General features: G+C 59.6%; 15 protein-coding genes and 1 pseudogene. 6 read left to right on the forward strand and 10 right to left on the reverse strand.

Annotated elements, in window-relative coordinates; all coding sequences use genetic code 11:
* Window positions 1-63: 63 nt before the first annotated feature.
* From QM780_RS08955 to QM780_RS08970, 4 genes are read right to left on the reverse strand one after another with little or no spacing between them, the layout of a single operon-like run.
* Complete coding sequence (locus tag QM780_RS08955) at window positions 64-732, reverse strand: type 1 glutamine amidotransferase (protein ID WP_415070127.1); 669 nt, start codon at window positions 730-732, stop codon at window positions 64-66.
* A gap of 38 nt (window positions 733-770) precedes the next feature.
* The gene (locus tag QM780_RS08960; protein WP_415070128.1) at window positions 771-1709 is read right to left on the reverse strand and encodes a carbon-nitrogen hydrolase family protein; all 939 of its coding nucleotides are present in this window, start codon (window positions 1707-1709) and stop codon (window positions 771-773) included.
* A gap of 46 nt (window positions 1710-1755) precedes the next feature.
* Entirely contained in the window at window positions 1756-3291 is a 1536-nt protein-coding gene (locus tag QM780_RS08965) for a glutamine synthetase family protein (protein ID WP_415070129.1), read from the reverse strand.
* Between the two features lie 3 nt (window positions 3292-3294).
* Window positions 3295-4890: an APC family permease gene (locus QM780_RS08970; protein WP_415070130.1), complete on the reverse strand. Its 1596-nt coding sequence runs from the start codon at window positions 4888-4890 to the stop codon at window positions 3295-3297.
* Window positions 4891-5195: 305 nt separating this feature from the next.
* Between QM780_RS08970 and QM780_RS08975 the strand changes: the two genes are divergently transcribed.
* A complete protein-coding gene (locus QM780_RS08975; protein WP_415070131.1) occupies window positions 5196-6065 on the forward strand; it encodes a MurR/RpiR family transcriptional regulator in 870 nt (289 codons plus the stop codon).
* A 518-nt stretch (window positions 6066-6583) separates the two neighbouring features.
* On the opposite strand, the gene QM780_RS08980 is transcribed toward QM780_RS08975, so the two are convergent.
* Genes QM780_RS08980 through kdpF form a run of 6 tightly spaced genes read right to left on the reverse strand, consistent with a single transcriptional unit; the run spans window position 6584 to window position 14470 of the window.
* Complete coding sequence (locus tag QM780_RS08980) at window positions 6584-7276, reverse strand: response regulator (RefSeq protein WP_415070132.1); 693 nt, start codon at window positions 7274-7276, stop codon at window positions 6584-6586.
* The gene (locus QM780_RS08985) at window positions 7273-9990 is read right to left on the reverse strand and encodes a DUF4118 domain-containing protein (RefSeq protein WP_415070133.1); all 2718 of its coding nucleotides are present in this window, start codon (window positions 9988-9990) and stop codon (window positions 7273-7275) included. The genes QM780_RS08980 and QM780_RS08985 overlap by 4 nt, the downstream gene beginning before the upstream one ends.
* Before the next feature lie 3 nt (window positions 9991-9993).
* The gene (kdpC, locus tag QM780_RS08990; RefSeq protein ID WP_415070134.1) at window positions 9994-10572 is read right to left on the reverse strand and encodes a potassium-transporting ATPase subunit KdpC; all 579 of its coding nucleotides are present in this window, start codon (window positions 10570-10572) and stop codon (window positions 9994-9996) included.
* A gap of 15 nt (window positions 10573-10587) precedes the next feature.
* Window positions 10588-12639, reverse strand: a complete 2052-nt coding sequence (gene kdpB, locus QM780_RS08995; protein WP_415070136.1) for a potassium-transporting ATPase subunit KdpB — start codon at window positions 12637-12639, stop codon at window positions 10588-10590.
* A 10-nt stretch (window positions 12640-12649) separates the two neighbouring features.
* A complete protein-coding gene (kdpA, locus tag QM780_RS09000) occupies window positions 12650-14359 on the reverse strand; it encodes a potassium-transporting ATPase subunit KdpA (RefSeq protein WP_415070137.1) in 1710 nt (569 codons plus the stop codon).
* Between the two features lie 24 nt (window positions 14360-14383).
* Complete coding sequence (kdpF, locus tag QM780_RS09005) at window positions 14384-14470, reverse strand: K(+)-transporting ATPase subunit F (protein WP_415071996.1); 87 nt, start codon at window positions 14468-14470, stop codon at window positions 14384-14386.
* 668 nt (window positions 14471-15138) lie between these two features.
* Between kdpF and QM780_RS09010 the strand changes: the two genes are divergently transcribed.
* The 5 genes and pseudogenes from QM780_RS09010 to QM780_RS09030 form a co-directional block, all read left to right on the forward strand.
* Window positions 15139-16071 (forward strand): transporter, encoded by a 933-nt coding sequence (locus QM780_RS09010; protein ID WP_415070138.1) that lies wholly within the window; start codon window positions 15139-15141, stop codon window positions 16069-16071.
* Window positions 16072-16434: 363 nt separating this feature from the next.
* Window positions 16435-17358 (forward strand): formylglycine-generating enzyme family protein, encoded by a 924-nt coding sequence (locus QM780_RS09015; protein WP_415071997.1) that lies wholly within the window; start codon window positions 16435-16437, stop codon window positions 17356-17358.
* Window positions 17359-17381: 23 nt separating this feature from the next.
* Window positions 17382-18458: a DUF3300 domain-containing protein gene (locus QM780_RS09020; RefSeq protein ID WP_415070139.1), complete on the forward strand. Its 1077-nt coding sequence runs from the start codon at window positions 17382-17384 to the stop codon at window positions 18456-18458.
* A gap of 134 nt (window positions 18459-18592) precedes the next feature.
* Complete coding sequence (locus tag QM780_RS09025) at window positions 18593-20230, forward strand: arylsulfatase (RefSeq protein ID WP_415070140.1); 1638 nt, start codon at window positions 18593-18595, stop codon at window positions 20228-20230.
* Window positions 20231-20299: 69 nt separating this feature from the next.
* A pseudogene (locus QM780_RS09030) lies at window positions 20300-21291 on the forward strand (HAD family hydrolase); the annotation flags it as partial.
* Window positions 21292-21815: the final 524 nt, after the last annotated feature.

A 21815-nucleotide genomic window follows, 5' to 3' on the forward strand; every position in this document is an offset into this window, starting at 1 on the left:
CTGTTCAGCCGGAAGCCGACTGCGCTTCTTCCTCCAAAGCCGAGATGAGAAAAATTTCGATTCTCACCTCGTGATGCGACGAAAGATGCCGTCGAACAAATCGAAGGCGCGCTTCTCGATTTCCGTCGCATGCGCGTCCGCATAATGCAGAGCCTCGTCGAGCGCGCCACGATCCTCCTCGCTCATGGCACTTCGATACGCACCCCAGTCCCGTAGGACCGAAGCAGAAACTTCGGGATGGAACTGTACGCCGACTGCACTTCCGTGCGCGAATGCCTGGACTGTGTTGGAATCGCGCGCGAAAACTTTCACATCATTCGGCAACGTGATGAAATCGCCGTGCCAGCGAAGCCATGGCCCCTCCCAAAGGGGCGCGCTCGCGGTCGCATTTTCCATCCAGCCGCGATAGCGATGTCCCATAGGCGCGACCGTTCCGCCGAGCGCAGTCGCCAAGAGCTGTGCGCCGAAGCAAATACCGAATACAGGCACCGAATTCTCGACAAGGCGCTTCATCAGGGCGCGCTCGCGGGCGACCCATTGAACGTGCGTTTCGTAGACGCCGCGTCGCGATCCGAGGAACACAACGGCGTCGTCGACGACGTCAGCCAGATCCGTCGTCACGATGTCCTTCGATGAGATCGTTCGGCGGCACGTCCAATTCTTGGCCGCGATGAATTTCTCGACGAGGCCTGCTTTCCCGTAGGCACTATTTTGAATGACGGTAATCTTCATTTCCCGACCGGCGAACCTAATTTCGGCATTGCCATCGATCAGCGCCGGAGTTTTGCAGCGTCAAAGCGTTCGCTGTTAACGCGGAGATCGAAGATATCCGGGCGATAGTAGTGGCCGGTGACATCGAAGAGCTGGCGATTCTCGTAGACGGTCTTCACGTCGATGGTGTGTGAAATCAATCCTTCGACGCCGGGCGATGGTGGAATGACGACCGTTCCATCGGGCGCCACCAGAGACGAACCGCCATTGAAAATCGTGTCATAGCCTTTCGACATCAGTTCCGCCTTGAATGGAAAGTCGTCGGGAATATCGCTCATGGATAGAAGTCCGTGAACACTCAGAGACCAGACACGTCCTTCACGCGCGGTCGCGGCGACGATCCCTTCCGCGACAACGGCATTGCCCGGCCAGAGGCTGATATGCAGTTCCTCGCCGCCGCAGTAGAGTGCAAAACGTGCCATCGGCATCCAGTTTTCCCAGCAGCACAGCCCGCCGACCTGGACGCCTGAGATGCGATGGGTGCGAAGCTCGTGCGCATCGCCAGCACCCCAGCAGAGCCGTTCGTCATGCGTCGGCATGAGTTTGCGATGGACGCCGAGCAATCCCTGCGTGGCGTCGATCTTCAGGAGCGCGCAGTAAAGCGTGCCGCGGCCGATGCTGCTGCCGCGCTCGTTGAAACCGAGAAAAACGGACACGCGATAGTCGCGAGACGCCTCGACGATCTCTTTCACCTCTTGCGAGTCGGCTTCCATCGACGCATCGAGAAAGCGGGCGTAAGCGACCGACTGCTTGGGATCGCCGAAAGCCGCGGCGTCCGTCCGGCAGAGCCAGAATGGATATCCGCTGACGAACGCCTCGGGGAATGCCAGAAGATCGATCTCCTCTTTGGCCGCTTGCTTGATCGTATCGATGACCTTCGCAACGGTAGCGCGTTTGTCGAGCCAAACGGGCCGTATCTGAGCAGCAGCGATCTTCAAGGCATTCTCCTGCAGGACAGTTCTTGACCGTTGGCGAGCGATCGCCTCAGTACATCTCGAAATATTCCTTCTGCTCCCAATCCGTGACCGCGGCGAGGAAGCGGGCGACCTCATACTCTTTAAGCATGAGGAAGTAGTTCCAGAACTTCTCCCCTACGGCGTCCTTAATGACCGCGCTGCTGCGGAAGCCTTCGATGGCCTCCATCAGGCTGCGCGGGAGAAGCGGCGCATCGGCGAGGTAGGCAGCGGCGGCCGGCTTGCCGGGGTCTTTCTGTGTCTCGATGCCATTCAGTCCCGCAATCAACTGCGACGCGACATAGAGATAGGGATTGGCTGTCGGCTCCCCGACGCGGTTTTCGATGCGGGAGGCCGGATCGTTCGGGCGGCCTATGACGCGGATCATGGCGCCGCGGTTTTCAAGTGCCCAACCGGCCTTGAACGGCGCGAAGCCGTCCGGCCGCTGGCGCTTGTAGCCGTTGATCGTGGGTGTCGTCATCATCGACGTGCCCGTTGCGTTCTGCAAAAGACCACCGACGTAATTCATACCGAGTGCAGACAGCGGGCTATCGCCGCCTTCGGCCATGAAGAGGTTCGTCTTGTCCGCGATGCGCCGGATCGATTGGTGCAGGTGCCAGCCACTCGGAAACACATTCGGCACCTGTGGATTGGCCATGAACGTCGCGTGATAGCCATTGCGGCGGCAGATCTGCTTCACCGCCGAACGGAAGAGAAGCGCGCTGTCGGCGGCTTTCATTGCCGTCATCGGGCTGAAGGTGATCTCGCACTGGCCTGGGCCCCACTCGTCCTCGACGGTTGCGAGCGGAAGGCCGAGTGCTTCGAGATTGGACTGCAGCAGACGCAAAACCGGATCGATCTCGTCGCCGCGATTCTCCGTCAGATATTGATAGCCGTGGGAGATCATCGAGACTTTCGGAGGCTCGGGCGGATAGCCGCTTTCCTCTGGTTTGAGGCTCGGGTCTTCCAGCTTGAAAACATAGAATTCGAACTCCAAGCCGACGACCATCTCGAGACCCTTTTCTTCAAGGCGCTCGAGTTGCCCCCGCAAGATCTGGCGAGTTGATAGCGGGCAGGGCGTGCCGTTCGCAAGATAAGCGTCGCTCAGAATCCAGCCGGTATCCGGGGCCCACGGCAGCACGTGGAACGTGGAGGGATCGGGAACGAGAACGCCGTCGGGAAGGCCGATCATCTCGGGAACGTTGAGCTTATTTGAATCGCCGAACGGTGCGACGATCGGATGGTTGGTCGTGTCGAAAATCGCGGTGACGAGCTGGAAGTCCTTGCCGCTTTTCAGGTTCGAGCGGAATTCGGCCGCCGTGACGGTCTTGCCGCGCACGATGCCGTGCTGGTCACCCCAACCGATGCGGATGTATTTGATGTTCTCGCGCTCGATCCTGTCGAGCAGTTCGGCGGCCATACGCTTCTGCTCTTCGCTCCACAGGCCGTGGTCTTCAATAAAATGGGGTTGCTTGCCCGTCATCGTGTTGCCCTTCGATTGAAACTCGAGATTGTTGCAAGGCGTGTCCGGCGCAGAGCGCCGGAACCACCAGTTTCGTTTGGCCATAAACTATTTCGCCGCGTGTTCGGCGGAGGCGAGCATTCCATCGGGTACGCCCTGATAAATGAGCCTGCCGATCTTTTCGAACTTGGTGGGGTTCGTTGCCTTGATGAAGAATGCGCCGGCTAGGCCAATGACAAAGATCGCGATGTCGAGTGGAATGATCCATTCCGCAAACGCAAACCCGCCACCGAGAAACTCCATGTTCGTCGCGCAAAGGTAGAGTGCGAACGCTTGCGACAGGAACGCCAGGAGCGGTGCGACGAATATCGACCAGCGTCCGGCTTCGCTCGCGTGATTGTTTTTGAAGTAAACGACGACCGCAAGCGACACGATGGCCTGGGCGGATAGCACGAGGATCGTGCCCATCAGCGCCATGAGGCTGAAGAGGCCAGCGTAGGCATCGGTTTTCGGATCATCGGAGCCGATGAAGATTGCGAAGGCCGCGATCACCAGAAGCGCAATGACCGATTGGACGATCGAGGCGACATAGGGCGTCTTGTGGACGACATGCGTGCGCGCCAAGGCCTTCGGGAATACGCCTTCGCGGCCCAAGGCATAGAGATAGCGCGCCGCGGTGTTGTGGAATGCCATGCCGCACGCAAACGAACTCGTCAGAACGAGATAGCTCATGACCGACGTCACCCACGGTCCAAGCAGTTTCGTCGCCGGATCGAAGAAGAACGTGGCGGAGTTGTTCTGAGCGGCATCGATGAGCGAGTGGAAGTCGGGATAGGATGAGACGACCGCCCAAGTCGTGATGGTGTAGAATACGCCGAGGCAGATGACGGACACGTAGAGTGAAATGGGCACGATCTTCTTCGGATTGACCGATTCCTCCGCGTAGTTCGGGGCCATTTCGAAGCCGACCCAGGACCAGAAGGCAAAGAACAAGCCGATGCCGGCTGCGCCACCCAGCAGCTTGCCGTCGGGCTCGAAGCCCTGGAAAGCCCCAATTGGGTTCAGCGCCGATACCGACACGACGGCGCCGTGACCGGCGTGTGCGAAGACACCGATATCGAAGAACAGCAGAATGAGAACTTCCGCGACCAAGGCGATGCCCAGGAGCGCGGCCGAAATCTGCACCTCGAAGTAGGTCAGGATGGAGATCAAGACGACCATGCCGGCGGCAAGAGGCGCCCACGGCACGTTGATGCCGAACAGCTCGCTGAGTTTCAGATTCAGGAAGTACGCGAGGCCGCCAGCGAGGGCTGGTTCGAAGATCGCATAGGCGGCAACGGCGCAGAAGCCAAACGCCATGCCGAGTTCGCGGCCCAGTCCGTGACTGATGAAAGAATAGAAGCCCCCGACGGCGGAAACTTTCGAAGCCATCGCCGCGTAGCCGACCGAAAACAGCAGAAGGATCAAGGTCGCGATCAGAAACGCCGCGGGTGCGCCGTACCCATTTCCGTTTCCGACGACGATTGGAATATTCAACAGGCTCGCGGTCATCGGCGCCGCGCCCGTGAGCGTCAGAAAGAGAACACCGACGAGACCGACGGCTTTGGGCTTCAGAAGTTGAAGGTCTTTTTGTTTCGTCACGTCGAACGACGAGCCGTCGGCCGCGCCGCTGGCGGCCTTGCTACTTTCTACAGACGGATACATGTGCTTTCCCCTGCTCAGCTTGGGGCTCCCTCACGGACCCCTTCCGCCAAGCTCATTGCAAGTGATGTACCAAATTGAACAGAATTGGCAATATGTGATCTATTCTGTTCCATAAATAACAGAAGTCTGTACCAAATTTTCCAAATCGGTTACCGCTAAATGGGAACCAGTTTAGAAAAGCTTTGGCGTCGTCCACCCGTCGATTGCTAGAAATTTGAGCGACCAAGAATGATATTGCCGTACTATTTGGCACAGAACGTGGTGCTTCGCCGGGGGCCTGCGCAGAGCCAGCGAGACGCCGCCCAATGACCAGCCTGCCTCATACGACGGTCGCAGAAATGATCCGGCGGCGGCTCGATCAGCTCACACCCACCGAGCGCAAAGCCGCCGTCATCCTTCTCGGCAATTATCCGGTGCCAGGCCTGCAGACCGTGGCGCAGTTCGCCAAGCAAGCGGATGTCAGCAATCCAACGATACTGCGCTTGATCGCCAAGCTCGGCTTCGGCGCCTATGCGGATTTTCAGCAGCGGTTGCGCGATGAGCTTGAAGCGCGGCTGCGGTCTCCCCTCACGAAAGACATCCTCGCTGCCGACGGTAAAGGCGCGGCTGAAGTCGCCGCGTTCGCCAAGTATTGGGAATCTGTCTCGAGCGCGATGGCGGCATCGATGCATCTGATACGGCCCTCGGAATTCGACGGCGCGATCGCCCTGCTCGCCGACGATAGCCGGCCGGTGACGGTTCTGGGCGGACGGCTGACGTCAAGCCTTGCTCTGCAATCCTATCTTCACCTGCGCGAGTTGCGCTCGAACGTGACGCTGATCGACAGCCAGACTGCGACGTGGGCCGAGCATCTCTTGGGCGTCACGTCCGCGAACACTTACTTGTTGTTCGATATTCGACGTTATCAGGACGACGTCATCCGAATGGGACAAGAAGCGGCGGCGCGCGGAGCGAAAATCATCTTGTTCACGGATGAGTGGCTATCGCCATTGTCTGCGGTTGCAGAGCATGTGTTCGCGCTGCGGATCGCAGTAAATTCGAACTGGGATTTGTTTGCGCCGATCTCGGTTTTGATCGAGGCGATGATCGCGCGCCTCAGCGCGCTGCGTTGGCCGGAAGTGAAGGCGCGGATGGAGGAGCTTGAAGCCATCCGGCGAAGGCTTGATGACCGATAGACATGTGGCGGCTGGATGCCCGGCGTTCGGGCCGACGAGGTAGCCCAAGGGGCTGATACGACGATTTGAGCCAAGGTCAGATCGGTCGATTATCCTTCAATAGCGTAAGTCGGAGTTGATCTCTTTGAGGTCTGCCGACGCCTGTCGATGGCCGCTAATGGGACGAACCTCTATAGTGCTGCGCACTTATCGATAAAGGGTCATTGGCCCGCTTTTGGCCCTGAGCGCCAATAGCCCGAGGTCGGCTTTCTGACCACCGCGACTTCGAACCATTAAACCGGGCCGGTCGTTGGTCGGTCCCAATCGCTGCCATAGTGTAGCAGAGATCGGCGACGTGGGGAGCGCCGTCGACAACGTCGGGTGATGGATGCCGTCCGCAGCATCAATTGCGGACATCGGCCCAAACGTGATCGCAAGCGTTAGGGACAGCACCGCTGGGGCTTTGCTTCAAAGAGTGTCCGCTCAATGAGTCATCAGAGGTTCTCTATCAGACCAAGGCCGAAGCGCAAACCGCTCTCTTACGTCTCGTCTGTGCGTAGATGGTATCCAATACCGGGGTCGGTCAGGATAAGGTCTGGCGCTTCGGGCGAGGCTTTAAGCTTTTGGCGGAGCTGGCCGATGAACACACGAAGATACTGAAGGTCCTCGGTGTGTGCAGGCCCCCAGACGGCGGTTAAGATCTGCCGGTGGGTCATCACGCGCCCGGCGTTGCGGACCAGGACAGCAAGCAGTTCGAACTCCTTGGGCGTCAACTTCAAAGGCGTGCCGTTCAACGTCACGGTGTGCGCGAGCACGTCGACTTCGATAGCTCCCGTCTTGATCCGTGTCAGTTCTGATGCTTGCTGTGCGGAGTGACGCAGCGCCGTTCTGAGCCGCGCTGTCAGCTCGCCTATTCCGAACGGTTTGTTGACATAGTCATCGGCGCCAAGATCGAGAGCATCGATCTTCTCCGATTCCCGGTCGCGCGCCGAAAGCACGAGGATTGGCGTCTTGGACCAGCTACGAAGCTCGCGGATGACGTCCTTGCCGTCCATGTCGGGCAGACCGAGGTCGAGCACAATGACATCGGGTGACCGCGTGGCCGCCGCCTTCAGCGCCTCCGCCCCGCTCAGGGCGACGATGACCTCATAGCCGGCAGCCGTGAGACTCGGCTTCAGAAAGCGCAGAATCTGCGGCTCGTCGTCGACGATGAGGATGCGTGCGCCGGTCATGTGACATCGGTCTTGGTGGGTTGGTTGCCGGGTGCAAGGTCGCCCGCCGAAAGCTGGATCACAATTGCGGTTCCCTTACCACCAGGTGCCGGGCTCTGCGCCACGATAGTTCCTCCCATGCCGGAGATGACGGCCGCCGCGATCGAGAGGCCGAGCCCGGTGCCGGGAGCGCGGCCGTCGCCGCCCGCCACGCGGTAGAACTTGTCGAACACCTTATTTAGCGCATCCGGCGGGATACCGATGCCCTCATCCGCGATGACGATACGCACGCCGGCGGCCGCAAGCGCCGCGTTCACGCGCGTGACCGATTGCGGTGGACTGTATTTGTGGGCGTTGTCGAGCAGGTTGAACAGTACCAGCTCGAGCAGGGCTGCATCGCCGCGAATTAGCGGCAGGCCGGACGCGATTGAAATTTCCGTGCGTCGCGCCGGAACACTCTTGGCAGCACGCGCGACGGCACCGCGTATCGCGTCCCCAACGTCAACCCAATCGCGACGGATGTCGATGGCGCCGGCTTCGAGGCGCGTCATATCGAGAAGATTGGAGACGAAGGTCGAAAGGCGCGTCGCCTCCTCCTCGATCGTCGCCAGCAGGTCGGCGCGGTCCTGCTTGCCCATGCGGTCGCCGAGCTGGCGCAGGCTCGTAGCCGACCCGAGTATTGAGGCGAGCGGGGTTCGAAGGTCATGCGAGATCGACGACAGCAGCGCCCCCCGAAGCCGCTCGCTCTCGGCTGCGGTTGAAGCCTTCTCCGCTTGCTCCACAAGCTGGGTCCGCTCGATAGCGATGGCGGCCTGATCGGCAAAGGATTGTAGAGCGCTGGCGGCTGCAGAGGACACCGCATCATCGATGTCGACCGGCGCCACGCCAAGCACCCCGACCGGGCCACCCGACGAGTTCAACGGGCGAAATTGGTAGACGGCCGACGGCATTGTCTCCGTAAGATGGCCAGCCGGCTCGCCCTTCCTAAGCGCCCATCGCGCCGCCGCCCAATCGGCCGTGCCAAGCGTGTCCTCGGGCGGCCAGCCGCCGCCGATGGAAAGCTCGCCTGAACGCTCCAGAAGAATGATCGATTTGCCCTTGGCGACAGCCGCCGATTGCGCCGCGAGCAGCCAAAGCACGTCGTCGAGCTTGGGGGCTGCCGAAAGCTTTCCTGAGAACTCATAAAGAGCCTGCGTCGCTTCTGCCCGCTCTCGCGTGGCCTGCGCCTGCTCGCGGAGGCGGCCGGCAAGCCCACCCGTCGCAACCGCCACGACCAGAAAGATGAGGAGCGAAAAGAGCTCGTGCGGTGACGCGATCGTCAGCGTGTAGCGCGGCGCGATGAAAAAAAAGTTGTAGGCGACGAACGACATCGCGGCCGCGACGACCGCTGAGAAGGTGCCGAACCTCAATGCACAAACGATGACAGCGAACAGGAACACCATCGAGAGATTGGAAAGCTGCGTGATATGCTCGAGCGCTCTCCCGGCAACAACGCCGACCGCGACCGCCAGGGCCGCTGCGATGATGCCTGTCCAGAGTGCGCCCGCATTTGGCAGCTTAGGCCAGAGGGACCGAGGAGGGGGAAGCGCCTCCGGCGCCACCACAGTGACGGAAAGCCCAGTCGCCTCCGCCACAAGCGTTGCCGACAAAGACTGCCCGAGCCAGCGATTCATGACTCCGGGTTGCGAGCGGCCAACCACGATCTGGGTGATGTTGTTGCGTCTCGCGTAGGCCAGAGCCTCAGTCGGAAGATCCTTGCCATTGAGGCGCACCGTGGTTGCGCCCAGCCTGTCGGCCAGACGCATCGCCTTTTCCATCCGCTTCTGAGCTGTGCGATCGGTTGTCTCGCGGTCGCTTGCGACGAGATGAATGGCGATCCACTCGGACTTCAGCGCCGCCGCCATCCGAGCTGCTGCGCGCACGACCGTCTCGGACAATTCATCGCTGCCGACGCAGACAAGAAGCCGTTCTGCCGTCGGCCAAGGCCCTTCGATGCCGCGCTCTCGTAGCTGCGACAGCATTTGCTCGTCGACGCGATCGGCCGTGCGCCGGAGTGCCAACTCGCGCAGCGCCGTGAGATTGCTCAACTGGAAGAACTTATCGATCGCACGACGTGCGTCGTCCGGCAGATAGACCTTGCCATCCTTCAAGCGCTGGATCAGCTCTTCAGGCGGCAGGTCCACCACGACGATCTCGTCGGCTCGCTCCAGAACCTTGTCAGGTACCGTCTCGCGCACCGTGATCCCAGCAATGCGCTCGACCACGTCATTCAGACTCTCGAGATGCTGGATGTTGAGCGTGGTCCATACGTCTATGCCGGCCTGCAGCGCGCCATCCACATCCTGGTAGCGTTTCGGATGAACGAGCCCCGGTGCGTTGGTGTGTGCGAACTCGTCGACAAGAAGGAGTTGAGGTCGCCGCGCGATGGCCGCGTCGACGTCGAACTCCATCAACGTTCGATTCCGGTACGGCACGGTGCGTCGCGGGAGCACCTCGAGTCCATCGAGCAGGGCGGCCGTCTCCGAGCGCCCGTGTGTCTCAACCACGCCGACGACGACGTCGAGCCCTTCGGCCTTCAGGGCGCGCGCTGCCGATAGCATCGCATAGGTCTTGCCGACACCCGGCGCCATGCCGAGAAATACCTTAAGCTTGCCGCGCGTTTCCTTCGCGGCAAGTTTCAGTAGCGCTCTGGGCGAGGGTCGACGCCTGTCGCCCGTACTCGTCGTTTCGATCATGACCTATCCGGAGGCCGCGCCGAACGAACGGTCAAGTGCGATATTGAGCAGAAGAACGTTAACGCGCGGCTCGCCGATAAGGCCGATGGCTGGATGCGCAGTGCTTTCGACAACCAGTGCCCGGACACGCTCATCCGTCACGCCACGGGCCTTGGCGACACGCGCAACCTGAAGCTCGGCAAATGCCGGACTAATGTCGGGATCGAGGCCGCTGCCAGACGTGGTCACGGCGTCGCCCGGAATGACCGACGCGCCATCGCGACGAAGCTTCGCCACCTCGCCTTTGACTCGGTCCAGAAGCGTTTTGGAAAGCGGTCCCAGATTTGAACCTGATGAAGAGGCAGCGTCGTAGCCTTTCTCCCCGGCGGCCGAAGGGCGAGAATGGAAATACCGATCGGACACAAACCGCTGCCCGATCAACTCGGATCCGATTACGCCGCCGCCAACTTCGATAAGACTTCCGTTGGCCTGGAGCGGAAACAAGCCTTGCGCCAGACCAGTCATGGCGAGCGGGTAAGCGATCCCGGTCAGGACCGTGAAGATCACGAGCAGAACGAATGCTGGGCGAAAATAGGTGAGCATGACGAAAAGGCCTCCTCAAGCCAGTCCGAGTGCCGAGACGGCAAGATCCACGAGCTTGATACCGATGAACGGCGCAACAATGCCGCCGGCGCCGTAGATCAGGAGATTACGGGTCAGCAGAGCCGCGGCGCCGGAAGGACGGTAGGACACTCCTTTCAGCGCAAAAGGTATTAGCGCGACAATGATGAGCGCATTGAAGATGATGGCGGACAGGATGGCGCTCTGCGGCGTCGCGAGGTGCATAATGTTCATCGCGCCGAGTTCGGGATAAGTGGCGACGAACAGCGCCGGGATAATCGCGAAATATTTGGCGACGTCGTTGGCGATCGAGAACGTCGTCAGCGAGCCGCGCGTCATCAGAAGCTGCTTGCCGATCTCAGTGATTTCGATGAGCTTGGTCGGATCGCTGTCGAGGTCGACCATGTTGCCGGCTTCGCGCGCGGCCTGCGTCCCGGTCTGCATCGCAACACCGACATCGGCCTGGGCCAGCGCAGGCGCATCATTGGTGCCGTCGCCGCACATCGCGATCAATCGACCCCGCGCCTGTTCCGACTTGATGTAGGCAAGCTTGTCCTGCGGCGTCGCTTCGGCGATGTAGTCGTCGACGCCCGCTTCTGAGGCAATCGCTGCGGCGGTCACGGGGTTGTCGCCAGTCACCATCACCGTCTTGATGCCCATCCGCCGGAGCGCGGCAAATCGGGTTTTGATATCCGGCTTTACCACGTCCTTGAGGTGGATCACGCCAACAAGCTCCGAACCTTCCGATACCGCGAGCGGCGTACCGCCGGTGCGCGCGATCGCCCCCACGGCCTCGCGGAACGCCTGCGACGTCTGCTCGATCGAACGACCGGTCAGCGCCACGATAGCATCGACGGCACCCTTGCGGATGCTGCGCCCGTCGATGTCCACCCCGGAAATGCGGGTCTGTGCGGAGAATGGGACTGTTTTGGTCGGTGTCGTTCCGACGTTGCCGGGCAGGCCGAAATTGCCCCTTGCGAGCGCTATGATCGAACGGCCTTCCGGAGTCTCGTCAACAAGCGAGGCAAGGAATGCCGCCTCCGCCACATCCCGCTCTGTTCGGCCCGGCACGGGGAGGAACGCCGCGGCGAGACGATTGCCGTAGGTGATGGTGCCGGTTTTGTCGAGGAGCAGCGTATCGACGTCGCCCGCGGCCTCCACGGCACGACCCGATGTCGCCACCACATTGAAGCGCACCAGGCGATCCATGCCTGCGATGCCGATGGCGGAAAGCAAACCGCCGATTGTGGTTGGGATCAGCGTGACGAGCAGCGCGACGAGCACCGTCACCGAGACGACTGTGCCGGAATAGCCGGCGATGCCCCAGAGCGTCACCACGGTGATGAGCAGGATCAGCGTCATGCCCGAGAGCAGGATCGAAAGGGCAAGTTCGTTCGGCGTCTTCTGCCGCTCGGCGCCCTCGACGAGAGCAATCATGCGGTCGAGGAACGAGGAGCCTTGCGCCGCTGTCACACGCACTTTGATCCAGTCCGAGAGCACCAAGGTGCCCCCGGTCACAGCAGAACGATCGCCACCGGATTCGCGGATCACCGGAGCAGACTCGCCAGTGATCGCAGATTCGTTCACCGATGCGATGCCTTCGACCACTTCCCCGTCGGTGGGGATTGTGTCTCCTGCTTCGACCAGCACGACGTCCCCTTCCCTGAGGTCGTGAGCGGGTCGCCTCTCCCACAGATCGTCCTTGGAATCGTCGGGGTGCAGCAGAACCTTCGCCATTGTGTCGCTGCGGGTGCGCCGGAGCGCGTCGGCCTGAGCTTTACCGCGACCCTCGGCAACAGCTTCCGCGAAGTTCGCGAACAAGACCGTGAACCACAGCCACGCGGCGATCTGGCCGGTAAAGCCGACGCCGGCCTGCCCGGTCGCAGTGTCACGGAAAAAGATCAGGGTGACGAGCGCCGCCACAACACCGGTAACGAACATTACGGGATTGCGGACGAGCTTCTGCGGCGCAAGCTTTCGTACGGCGTCAATCGCGGCCCGGCCGAGGATCGGCCCGTCCAGCAGGTTCATGGTTGAGCTTTTGCTCATGTATGCCTCCTTAGAACGTCTTACCGGCCAACATTAGGAAGTGCTCGACGATCGGACCAAGCGCGAGAGCCGGGAAATATTGCAGTCCTCCGAGGATCAGGATCACGGCGGCCAACAGGCCCATGAACAACATGCCGTGGGTCGGGAACGTGCCCGCCGACTGAGCTGTCTTCGTCTTGGCGGCAATCGATCCTGCCATCGCCATGACGGGCACCACGTATGCGAAGCGTCCGAACAACATCGACAAGCCAAGTGTGGTATTGAACCAGGGCGTGTTCGCATTGAGCCCCGCGAAGGCCGAGCCGTTGTTCCCGGCTGCGGACGAATATGCATAGAGGATTTCGGTAAGCCCGTGCGGACCGCCGTTTGCGAGGCTTGACAGGGCGGCGGGAAGCATGGCCGCCACAGCCGCGAAGCCGAGAACGAAGAGCGGCAGTACGATCAGAGCCAAGACAGCGAGCTTCATCTCGCGCGCCTCGATCTTCTTGCCGAGGTATTCGGGCGTGCGACCCACCATCAACCCGGCGATAAAGACCGTCAGCACGGCCATGACCAGGATGCCATAGAGGCCGGAACCGACGCCGCCAGGAAGGATCTCACCGAGTTCGATCATGAACAGCGGCACCAGACCGCCGAGCGGCGTCAGCGATCCGTGCATGGCATTGACAGCGCCGCACGAGAGGCCCGTCGTCGCGACCACATAGAGAGCAGTCAGCGCCTGGCCGAAGCGGATTTCCTTGCCTTCAAGATTGCCCGACGACGGATCGACGCCAGCGGCCGTCAGCAACGGGTTGCCCGACATCTCCGCCGCGTAGACGACGCAGACACCCGCAATCAAAAACGCACCCATCACAGCAAGCAGCGCGAAGCCCTGGCGTCTGTCGCCAACCATGCGGCCAAATGTGAACGTCAGCGTGGTCGATATCAGCAGCATGCTCCAGATCGAAAGTAGATTGGACCAAGCATTCGGGTTCTCGAATGGGTGAGCGGAGTTGGCGTTGAAGAAGCCGCCGCCGTTGGTTCCGAGCTGTTTGATGGCCTCCTGGCTCGCGACCGGCCCGAGGGCAATCGTCTGCTTGGCGCCTTCGAGCGTAGTTGCCTCGACATTGGCCACGAGCGTCTGCGGTACTCCGGTGACGAGGAAGCCGATCGCAACCACGACAGAGAGCGGCAGCAGCACGTAAAGCGTCGCGCGCGTGACGTCGACCCAGAAATTTCCGATCGTCCTGGCACCACTTCTGGCAAATGATCTCGCGACCGCGATCGCAAGTGCAATGCCGGTAGCTGCGGAGAGAAAGTTCTGCACGGCGAGGCCCGCCATCTGAACGAGATTGCTCATGGTCGTCTCGCCGCCGTAAGCCTGCCAGTTGGTGTTGCTGACGAAGCTTACCGCCGTGTTGAAGGCGAGATCGGGAGCGACCGCAGTAAATCCTTGCGGATTGAGAGGAAGCGCTGCCTGTAACCGCATGAGCGCATAGAGAAGCGCGAACCCCAGACCATTCAAGGCGAGCATCGAAAAGGTGTAACGGAGCCAACCTTGCTCGATTTCAGGACGAATATGCGCAGTTGCGTAGAGCCTGCGCTCGACAGGCGCGATCAACGGCGAAAGCAGCGTGCGCTCGCCTACGAACACGCGGCCCATATAGATGCCGAGCGGCCAAGCCGCAGCCAGAACCGCGCCGAGCAATAGCGCGACCTGAAGCCAACCGGTGAATGCCATGAGGATCGGCCCTCCTGGAGCCTCCTAGAATTTTTCGGGATGAAGCAGGGTGTAGACAAGGTAGGCGCCGAGCCCGATGGCCACCACGAAGCCGATAATTGGGTCGCTCATGCGTGCCTCACAGACGGTCGCAGAGCACAGCGTAACCGGCCATCAGCCCGAAGCCGCCGAGACCGAGGATGACAAAGACAAGATCGAGCATTTGATCCGCTCCTTACGTTGACGAGCGGACGGAACATGATGACCGGGGCATCAAATCTCGATTGGGAAATGCGGCGGATAAATAAAGGCGGCATAAAAATTCTGCTGGGGAAGCCAATCGTCCGCATGGTGAAATTTACCCTGCAGAGCAGGGCTGCCTACGTCCGCTCACCGGCTAACAGCCGACACGCAGCCACTGACGTCGAACGATGCATCGGAATTCTACGAGGATGGCAGCTTTCTCGGCGAAGCTGCTGTCGGAGTTGGCTCAGAGATTTCGTACAAATTTCATCCGAACCGTTTTGCCAGTGGCTTCTAAGCCGATAGCCGATCTGCCGAGATAGCCGACATCAGGGGAGGTTGAATTGGTGTCGATCCTGGCCTGAGATACGTTGACCGTTAAACCGCCCAAAACGGACATCGGCCACTCGACGCCATGGGCATGAAGCGAACCTCCACTCCGTGTCGCTGCTCCGACTGCAATCATCACTGTGACGTAGGGGATACAGCGCTTCGACGGCTTTCGGAGTATGGTTGCGGCAAGCGTTGCGTTTTTCTCGGGCGGAGAGGTCTCGGAAATGCGCATTAAATTGCTAAGCTTTGTCCAGCTATCGCTGCTGCTTTGCAGCATGTCGCCGGCGCGCGCCGACGAGTTCGGATTTTCCTCCTACGGTCTTGGCGGCTCTGCGTTCGGCGCCGGTGCGGCACCCCCTCCGGGCACTTATGTGACGACAATCTTTGCCTTTTACGATGCCAAGGTCGGCAATACCGTGACGCTGGGAAATGTCACGCTTGCGGCCGGTGCGCACGTCGAGTTCTTTCAGGCCGCAGTAAACGGTCTTTATGTTCCCGAATGGACAGTGTTCGGCGGACGCCCCGGTCTCTCCGTTACAATTCCCACCGGCCATATCGACCTCGCGGCCAATGTCTCGATTCCGCCAGGCCCTGGCGTCGAGCGGGAAACGAGCGGTTGGGGATTGGGCGACATTACAACACGCGCTCAACTCGGTTGGCAAAGCGGCGAGTTTGCGCATTTGGCCTATGTTCAGGTCGTCGCTCCGAGCGGACGTTACGACGTTGGCTTCGAGCCCGACATTGGATTGCATCGTCCCGGGATCGACACGGGCTGGTCTTTCACGTGGACGGAAAAAACGTCTAAGCTACAATTCAACGGGACAGCAGGCGTCACGTTCAATTTCGAGAACACTACGACCGACTACAACAGCGGGACAGACTTTCACTTTGAATGGGCGGTTGGACGCGAGATATGCACTGGATTGATGATCGGTGTTGTCGGCTATGATTATCGTCAGCTGACGGGAGATTCGGGCGCTGGCGCAAGGCTCGGACCGCTCGAAGGCTCGGTCGACGCTATCGGAGGTGGCCTGACTTATACGACACTCGTTGGGAAAACGCCCGTGGTGCTGAGCGCGCGCAGTTATCAGGAGTTCAACGCCGACAAACGCTTCGAAGGCAATTCGACCCTGGGATCGGCAACGATTCGTTTTTGAACGTATATTTTTTACCAGCCGCGCATAAGTTTCGCGGCGCAACGACGAATTCAATTGACTAAGAAGGTCTGCAAGCGCCCTGTCCCCGACGGACGGGTGGGTTGCTACGCATGCCAGCGCGAGTTCGGCGATGCTAGTGCGCGTCAAGAAAAGACCAGTGGCAAGCTGGCGCGAGGGTGCCCTTGCCTCCCATTTATCATTCCAATCGCTATTGAATTTTTATGCGCCGTCGCCTCACGAAGCTGATCTGCGCTGCTCATCGACCTGCATTTGGAGGATTAGGCAATGAGCCAAAATCCTTTTCCGCGCGACCTTGAAGTTCTGGAGCATAGCGGCGGTAAGGCAATCCAAGCGCCCAACGGCATGGTGTTCGTGCCGGGCGGGACATTCCGCATGGGATCGGATCATCACTATCCCGAGGAGGCGCCCGCACATCGTGTCAGCGTCGATTCGTTCTGGATCGACGAGACGCCGGTGACGAACGCCGAGTTCCGGCGGTTCGTAGATGAGACAAATTACGTTACTTTTGCCGAACAGACGCCAAAAGCGAGCGACTATCCCGGTGCGCTACCGCACATGCTGAAGGCCGGATCGCTCGTCTTCAATCCGCCGACGGGCGAAATCGACCTCCGGAATTGGAGACAGTGGTGGGAGTTCCGCTTCGGTGCGAATTGGCGACGCCCTTACGGGAGAGGCAGTTGGATCAAGGGTCTCGACGATCATCCTGTGGTGCACGTTGCCTATTGCGATGCGGAGGCCTACGCGGCGTGGGCTGGAAAAGAGCTGCCGACGGAGGCGGAATGGGAATTCGCCGCGCGCGGCGGCATCGATGGAGCCGAATTCGCCTGGGGTGATGAGTTGACGCCCGGTGGCCAGTACAAGGCCAACACCTGGCAAGGCATTTTCCCACGCGAGAACCTGAAGCTCGATGGCTACGAGCGCACCTCTCCGGTCAAGGCATTTCCACCAAACGGCTACGGCATCCGCGACATGATCGGCAACGTCTGGGAATGGACGTCGGACTGGTATGCGCCGAAGCACCTGGCGGACGCACAAAAAGCTTGCTGCATCCCAAAGAATCCCCGCGGGCCTCGCGAGGATCAAAGCCTGGATCCCTGTCAGCCTAAGATCCAGATCCCCCGCAAGGTCCTCAAAGGAGGATCTCATCTCTGCGCGCCGAATTATTGCCGGCGCTACAGACCGGCGGCGCGCCACGCCGAACCGGTCGATACATCGACAAGTCATGTTGGATTTCGCTGCGTCGTCCGAACACGTGCTGAAAGCTGATATTTATTTATTTTGGGGTATCGATGAAAACATTTGTCGTGTCTTTCTTGATGTTGCTGATCGTCGCTGCCATCGGTGCCGCGCCATCGCAGGCAGCCGACGAAAAGTTTACAAAGCAGCAGCTCGACCAGATGCTGGCGCCGATCGCGCTTTATCCTGACGATCTTCTGTCCAACGTGCTCATGGCTGCGACGTATCCCCTCGACGTGGTGGAGGCGCAACGCTGGCGAAGCGCGCCTGAGAACGCCAATCTTCAAGGCGATGCGCTCACCAACGCGCTCAAATCAAAGAATTGGGATCCGAGCATCAAGGCGCTCGTGCAATTTCCGGATGTCTTGAAGATGATGAGCGACCAACTCGATTGGACGCAGAAGGTCGGGGATGCGTTTCTTGCCCAGCAGGACGACGTAATGAATGAGGTGCAGTTTCTCCGATCGAAAGCGGACTCGAGCGGACACTTAAAAAGCAATTCGCAGCAGACCGTAACTCAGGATGACGGCGCATACGTCATCCGCCCGGCCGATCCCGATACCGTCTACGTCCCGGTTTACGAGCCATCCGTAGTTTATGGACCGTGGTGGTATCCGGATTATCCGCCATATTATTGGGGTTATCCGGGAGCGGTCTTCAGCGACGGATTTTTCTGGGGCGCGGCAGGCATTGCTATCGCCGGTGGCATTTGGGGCTGGAACCACTGGGACTGGCACAATCGGCGCATCGACATTGATGCCAACCGTTGGAACCGGATCGATGCCAACCGCCGGAACGTCACCAATAACGTTTGGAAGCACGATCCGAAACATCGAGGGAGAGTTCCGCGTGGCGACAAGAACTTCAATCGTGCCGACATCCAGAAGCGGCTGCACGATGGTGACCTGCCGGGCGCCAACAAGTTATTCGATCACGGCGCACAGCTCCGCCATAACGCGAGGAATTTCTCAAAAGACAAAAAGGTAACGGGCCGCTCCGGTCATAGTCGCGGAGGTGGAGCGGCCAAATCGTTTGTGAAGAAAGGTGGCCGCTACGTGGCTCGGCCAACGCGTCACGTTAAGCCCGCTGGGCACCGTCGCGCCGGCGGGCATCGCGGAAGAAGAAGATAACGCTTCAGGAAAATTACACGGGGCGGAGCAGATAAACAAACGAGGGAGTTGAGCGAAGAAAGGATTGTGTAATGGATTCCTCAAACGACTCTGACTCCAAAGACGTGCTTCCGTTCAATCGTCGAAACCTGCTGATGAGCGGGGCCTCCCTGCTCACGCTCGCCGCAACGGGCAGCGGTTCGGCTACCGCGCAAGAAAAAGCACCTGCATCGCCCGCGCCTTCTCCGAGCGCTGGCGGCAAGCCGAATATCCTCGTTCTCTGGGGCGATGATATCGGGCTTGCCAACGTCAGTTGCTATTCGCACGGCCTTATGGGTTATCAGACCCCGAACATCGACAGCATTGCCAAAGATGGAATGATGTTTCTTGACTACTACGCCGAGCAGAGCTGCACGGCTGGCAGGTCCGCATTCATCACAGGGCAGGCAACCTTAAGAACGGGACTTTCAAAGGTCGGTGTTCCAGGCGTCAAAGTCGGCCTGCAAGCGCGTGACGGGACAATCGCGGAGTATCTGAAACCGCTCGGATACGCCACAGGTCAGTTCGGGAAGAACCACCTGGGAGATCGAAACGAATATCTGCCAACGGTGCATGGCTTCGACGAATTCTTCGGAAATCTCTATCACCTGAATGCCGAGGAAGAGCCGGAAAATTTCAATTATCCGAAAGATCAGAATTTCAAGGATACCTTCGGTCCGCGGGGTGTCCTCAAATGTAAGGCAACGGACGCCGATGATCCAACCGACCATCCGCGATGGGGACGGGTCGGGAAGCAAACAATCGAGGATACGGGTCCGCTGACGAGAAAGCGGATGGAGACGATCGACGATGAGACATCGGCGGCCGCAATGGAATACCTCGAGCGGCAAGCGAAAGCCGGCAAACCATTTTTCTGCTGGTGGAACGCCACGCGCATGCATCTTCGCACTCATGTGAAGGCTTCTCACAGGGATAAGCCAGGTTTCACAGCACGCACTGAATATGCCGACGGCATGATCGAGCACGATAATCACGTCGGTCTTCTATTGAAGAAGCTCGACGAACTCGGAATCGCCGATAATACGATCGTTATCTACGGGACGGACAATGGTGTTCACATGAACACTTGGCCGGACGGCGGTATGACGTGGTTCCGTAGCGAGAAGAATACCAATTGGGAAGGCGCTTTTCGCGTTCCGTTCATGATCCGGTGGCCGGGCAAGATCAAGCCGGGTCAGGTGTCACACGAGATCGTCGCTCATCTTGATTGGTGCCCCACACTGTTGGCGGCGGCCGGCGACCCGGACGTCACCCAAAAACTCCTCACGGGCTACGAAGCCGCCGGGAAGAATTTCAAGGTGCATCTCGATGGCTTTAATCAGCTCCCTTATCTCACCGGACAACAGGAGAAGTCCGCGCGCAACAACTTCGTCTATTTCAATGACGATGGCGATCTCGTCGCTTTCCGGCTCGAAAATTGGAAGGCCGTTTTCGAGGAACAGCGGCAGCCGGGCACCCTTCTAATCTGGGGCGAGCCATTCACGAAACTGCGCTTGACCAAGATGTATGACTTGCACGCGGATCCCTTCGAGCGTGCCGACATCACATCCAATACCTATTGGGATTGGGTGATGGACCATGCCTACATTGTTTATGGCGCCCAAGGCGCGGTCGCAAAATATCTTGAAAGTTATCGCGAATATCCGCCCAGCCAGCATCCGGCAAGCTTCACGGTTCAGGGCTTGATGGATCAGATGCACAAAGACGTCGATTCTAAGATTCCGCAGGAATAGCGCGGCGCACCGCATGCCTTGGTGGAAAGGCGCATTGCGCCCCTCCACCAAAAATGCACGGAGATCGATATGCGGATTCCATCGCCGCCCGTTATTCGGCTAGCAGCCATTTTGGCATTCGCCATTGCCAACTACTGCCAAGCCATCGCGGGGGACGACCCGCTTCCGTCCTGGAACGAAGGCGCCACAAAGCAGGCTATCATCGACTTCGTCGTCAGGGTGACGAAGAACGGCGGCGCGGACTTCGTGCCCGATGCGCAACGCGTCGCCGTTTTCGACAACGACGGAACGCTGTGGGCCGAGCAGCCGATGTACGTCGAAGGGCTGTTCGTTGTCGATCGGGTCAAAGCACTCGCGCCGCAGCATCCCGAATGGACCAACAAGGAGCCATTTGCCTCGCTGCTTAAAGGCGATGCGAAGGGACTTGCCGCCGCAGGCGAGTCCGGCATCGCCGAGCTGATCGCGGACACGCACGCGGGGATGAGCACCGACAAGTTTGCGGCGACCGTCAGCAACTGGATCGCGACGGCGCGGCATCCGACGACTGAGCGACTCTACACCGAGATGGTCTATCAGCCTATGCTCGAGTTGCTGGCCTATCTTCGAGCAAATGGCTTCAAGACGTTTATTGTCTCGGGCGGGGGCATCGAGTTCATGCGGCCATGGACCGAGCGCGTCTATGGCATCCCCCCCGAGCAGGTCATTGGGAGCACCGGCGGTCTCAAGTTCGAGATGCGCGACGGATTGCTGATTATCATGAAGACGCCGGAACTCGTGTTGAACGACGACAAGGAAGGCAAGCCCGTCGGCATTCAGCGCCACATCGGTCGCCGGCCCATAGAGCAGCCTTTGGCAATTCCGAAGGCGACCTTCAGATGCTCGAATGGACCTGCAGCCCTCCCGGTGCACGGCTTTGCCTTCTCGTGCACCACACCGATGCTGAACGCGAGTGGGCCTATGACCGCGCGTCTAAAGTCGGCCGGCTCGACAAGGCTCTGGACGAAGCGACGGCCAAGGGATGGACGATCGTCGACATGAAGCAGGACTGGAAGTCGGTGTTTCCCAAGGAGGACGCGATGACGAAGCTATTGCTCTCCGCATTGTCATCGCTTGCTTCGGTTAGCCTCCACAAGGAGTGCATAGGCGTTCGGACAAAACCGCATTTTGTGTCCTCTTCGCGCACCAAAACTGACGGCGGCGTGGCAATTATTATCGCCCCATGATCGCATCAACGAGGGCGCCGCGGCTCGCTTAATTTAAGACTGGGGGTCTCATGCGTGCGCGGTGCGCATACTATGCTCAGCGATTACGGGAGCAAGCTCCGCCCCACAGTCTCCAGTCAGTCTCCAAACCAACGAGAACCGGGCCATCCGCTCTTTGCCTCTAATGGCCTGCACAAAAACATACGTTCTTATTCGCTGAATTAAGGCCCCATTGGGCTCATTGGATAGAGCGGCAAATCTCTCCGCTATCTGAGGACGCAAGCGTAGGCTGTTTCACTCAAATCTGCGGCGATCAGCAGCGAATTCTTGCCTACTCAGTTAGCTCGATTTATCGCGCAGCTTTTGGGCGCCAATAATTGAAG

Origin of the sequence: Hyphomicrobium sp. (genome assembly GCF_047600905.1) — a bacterium.
Lineage (GTDB): Bacteria > Pseudomonadota > Alphaproteobacteria > Rhizobiales > Hyphomicrobiaceae > Hyphomicrobium_B.

Coding starts and splice junctions, on each gene's coding strand:
- QM780_RS08965 (WP_415070129.1), bottom strand. CDS start 3,291: ATGGCCAAACGAAACTGGTGGTTCCGGCGCTCTGCGCCGGACACGCCT.
- QM780_RS08985 (WP_415070133.1), bottom strand. CDS start 9,990: ATGATCGAAACGACGAGTACGGGCGACAGGCGTCGACCCTCGCCCAGA.
- QM780_RS09025 (WP_415070140.1), top strand. CDS start 18,593: ATGAGCGGGGCCTCCCTGCTCACGCTCGCCGCAACGGGCAGCGGTTCG.
- kdpC (WP_415070134.1), bottom strand. CDS start 10,572: ATGCTCACCTATTTTCGCCCAGCATTCGTTCTGCTCGTGATCTTCACG.
- QM780_RS08980 (WP_415070132.1), bottom strand. CDS start 7,276: ATGACCGGCGCACGCATCCTCATCGTCGACGACGAGCCGCAGATTCTG.
- kdpB (WP_415070136.1), bottom strand. CDS start 12,639: ATGAGCAAAAGCTCAACCATGAACCTGCTGGACGGGCCGATCCTCGGC.
- kdpA (WP_415070137.1), bottom strand. CDS start 14,359: ATGGCATTCACCGGTTGGCTTCAGGTCGCGCTATTGCTCGGCGCGGTT.
- QM780_RS09015 (WP_415071997.1), top strand. CDS start 16,435: ATGGTGTTCGTGCCGGGCGGGACATTCCGCATGGGATCGGATCATCAC.
- QM780_RS08975 (WP_415070131.1), top strand. CDS start 5,196: ATGACCAGCCTGCCTCATACGACGGTCGCAGAAATGATCCGGCGGCGG.
- kdpF (WP_415071996.1), bottom strand. CDS start 14,470: ATGAGCGACCCAATTATCGGCTTCGTGGTGGCCATCGGGCTCGGCGCC.
- QM780_RS08970 (WP_415070130.1), bottom strand. CDS start 4,890: ATGTATCCGTCTGTAGAAAGTAGCAAGGCCGCCAGCGGCGCGGCCGAC.
- QM780_RS09010 (WP_415070138.1), top strand. CDS start 15,139: ATGCGCATTAAATTGCTAAGCTTTGTCCAGCTATCGCTGCTGCTTTGC.
- QM780_RS09020 (WP_415070139.1), top strand. CDS start 17,382: ATGAAAACATTTGTCGTGTCTTTCTTGATGTTGCTGATCGTCGCTGCC.
- QM780_RS08955 (WP_415070127.1), bottom strand. CDS start 732: ATGAAGATTACCGTCATTCAAAATAGTGCCTACGGGAAAGCAGGCCTC.